The organism is Ideonella azotifigens, assembly GCF_006519715.1.
Lineage (GTDB): Bacteria > Pseudomonadota > Gammaproteobacteria > Burkholderiales > Burkholderiaceae_C > Ideonella > Ideonella azotifigens.
Genome location: NZ_VIDT01000633.1, coordinates 1 through 3,208, shown reverse-complemented (window position 1 = coordinate 3,208; position 3,208 = coordinate 1). Strand labels below are relative to the sequence as shown.

The 3,208-nt window shown below is 67.6% G+C and carries 2 protein-coding genes; both read left to right on the top strand.

Annotated features, from left to right (window positions below; translation table 11 throughout):
* A partial coding sequence (locus tag FKP22_RS25375; protein WP_375140614.1) for an alpha-amylase family protein occupies window positions 1-1,252 on the top strand: 1,252 nt, incomplete at its 5' end.
* The coding region (gene treS / locus FKP22_RS25370; protein WP_141290506.1) for a maltose alpha-D-glucosyltransferase at window positions 1,249-3,208 on the top strand (1,960 nt) is incomplete at its 3' end. The genes FKP22_RS25375 and treS, both read left to right, overlap by 4 nt.

Sequence of the window (3,208 nt, the reverse complement as noted above, 5' to 3'; positions counted from 1 at the left end):
GTGGCGCAAGGGGCGCAACAACACGCTGCAGGCCGAGGCCGGCGACGTGGGCAGCCCCTGGGCCATCGGCGCGGCCGAAGGCGGGCACCTGGACATCCTGCCGGCCCTGGGCACGGCGGACGACTTCCGCCGGCTGGTGAACGCCGCCAAGGAACGCGGCATCGACCTGGCGATGGACATCGCCTTCCAGTGCGCACCGGACCATCCGTGGGTCGCCGAACACCCGGACTGGTTCCGCCACCGGCCGGACGGCAGCGTGCAATACGCAGAGAACCCGCCCAAGAAGTACCAGGACATCTACCCCTTCGACTTCGAGTGCCAGGACTGGCGCGGCCTGTGGCAGGCGCTCAAAAGCGTGTTCGAGCATTGGATTGCGCAAGGCGTGACGATCTTCCGCGTCGACAACCCGCACACCAAGTCGTTTGCCTTCTGGGAATGGGTGATCGCCGAGCTGCGCCAGGCGCGGCCTGAGCTGATCTTCCTGGCCGAGGCCTTCACCCGGCCCAAGGTGATGCACCGGCTGGCCAAGCTGGGCTTCACGCAGTCGTACACCTACTTCACCTGGCGCCACAGCCGGCAGGAGCTGACCGACTACTTCACCGAGCTCTCGCAAGGCCCCGGCCGCCACTATTTCCGGCCCAACGTGTGGCCCAACACGCCGGACATCCTCAGCGAGCAGCTGCACGGCGCCAACCGCGCGATGTTCTCGCTGCGGCTGGTGCTGGCCAGCCTGCTGGCCGCCAGCTACGGCCTCTACGGCCCGGCCTACGAGCTGCTGGAGAACCGCCCCGCAAAACCCGGCAGCGAAGAGTACCTGGACTCCGAGAAATACCAGCTGCGCCACTGGCAGCTCGACGCACCGGACAGCCTGCGCAACCTGATCGCAAGGCTCAACCGCCTGCGCCGCGAGCACCCCGCGCTGCAGGACAACGCCGGCCTGCACTTCCACGCCAGCGACAACGACAAGCTGCTCGTCTGGTCCAAGCACGACCACGCCCGGCGCGACCTGATGCTGGTGGTGTTGAACCTGGACCCGCAGCAGATCCAGGTCGGCTGGGTGGACCTGGACCTGGCGGCAATGCAGCTGGCCGCGGACAGGCCGTTCCGTGTCGACGACCTGCTCAACGACCAGCACTTCCTGTGGCAAGGGCCGCACAACTTCGTGATCCTGGACCCGGCGCGCACACCGGCCCATGTGTTCCATGTCCGCCCGCATCCGCGCAACGAGCTGGACTTCAAGGACTTCGCATGAACGCCCCGCTGACCCCCAAGCTCGACACCCCGGACCTGCAGCAAACGGCCCAGCCCGCGCTGGTCCCGGCCGGCACCGCCACGCTGGACGCTGGCGCCATCACCCCGGTGCCGACCGATCCGGCGCTTTGGTACAAGGACGCGGTCGTCTACCAGCTCAACGTCAAGGCCTTCGTCGACTCCAACGAAGACGGCGTGGGCGACTTCCTCGGCCTGGCCAGCCGGCTGGACTACGTGAAGGAGCTGGGTGTCAACACGCTGTGGCTGATGCCCTTCTACCCCTCGCCGCTGCGCGACGACGGCTACGACATCGCCTACTACACCGACGTGCACCCGCAATACGGCACGCTGGACGACTTCAAGCTGATGCTGGCCGAGGCCCACAAGAGGGACCTGAAAGTCATCACCGAGCTGGTCATCAACCACACCTCGGACCAGCACCCCTGGTTCCAGGCCGCGCGCCGTGCGCCGCCCGGCTCGCCCGAGCGGGAGTTCTACGTCTGGAGCGAGACCAACCAGAAGTACCTCGGCACGCGCATCATCTTCACCGACACCGAGACCTCCAACTGGACCTGGGACCCGGTGGCCGGCGCGTATTTCTGGCACCGCTTCTTCAGCCACCAGCCGGACCTGAACTTCGACAACCCGGCCGTGCTGGAAGCCATCCTGAAGATCATGCGCTTCTGGCTGGACCTGGGCGTGGACGGCTTCCGGCTGGACGCGATTCCCTACCTGGTCGAGCGCGAAGGCAGCGCCAGCGAGAACCTGCCCGAGACGCACGCCATCATCAAGCAGCTGCGCGCGGCGATCGACCGCGACTACCCCGGCCGCTTCCTGCTGGCCGAGGCCAACCAGTGGCCCGAAGACGTGCGCGAATACTTCGGCGACGGCGACGAATGCCACGCGGCCTATCACTTCCCGCTGATGCCGCGCATGTACATGGCCATCGCGCAGGAAGACCGCTTCCCGGTGGTCGAGATCATGCAGCAGACGCCGGACATCCCCGACAGCTGCCAGTGGGCCATCTTCCTGCGCAACCACGACGAGCTGACGCTGGAGATGGTGACCAGCAAGGAACGCGACTACATGTACAGCACCTACGCGGCCGACCCGCGGGCGCGCATCAACGTCGGCATCCGCCGCCGCCTGGCGCCGCTGCTGGACAACGACCAGGAGCGCATCAAGCTGATGAACAGCCTGCTGCTGTCGATGCGCGGCTCGCCCATCATCTACTACGGCGACGAGCTGGGCATGGGCGACAACGTCTACGTGGGCGACCGCAACGGCGTGCGCACGCCCATGCAGTGGAGCCCGGACCGCAACGCCGGCTTCAGCCGCGCCGACCCGCAGCGCCTGTACCTGCCGCCCATCATGGACGCCATCTACGGCTACCAGGCGGTCAACGTCGAGTCGCAGACGCGCGACCCTTCCTCGCTGCTGAACTGGATGCGCCGCCTGCTCAGCGTGCGCCAGAGCACCCGCGCCTTCGGCCGCGGCGAGCTGGTCTTCCTCACGCCGGGCAACCGCAAGGTGCTGGCCTACCTGCGCGAGTACGAAGGCGAGACCATCCTGTGCGTGGCCAACCTGGCGCGCAGCGCGCAGCCGGTGGAGCTGGACCTCGCGAAGTACCGCGGCCGCGTGCTGGTGGAGATGATAGGCCGCACGCCGTTCCCGCCCGTCTCGGACCTGCCCTACCTGCTGACGCTGCCGGCCTACGGCTTCTTCTGGTTCCGCCTGGCCGAGAACGCACCGGTGCCCGCCTGGCACACCACCCCGCTGTCGGACGACCGGCCGCTGCTGGTGATGTTCGATGGCTGGCGCAGCCTGTTCCCGGAGCAGGTGCTGCCCTCGCGCACCGGCCTGGCCCAGAAGATCCGCGCGCGGCTGGAGAATGACACGCTGCCGCGCTACATCGAAGGCCAGCGCTGGTACGCCGCGCATGGCGAGGCCATTGCCA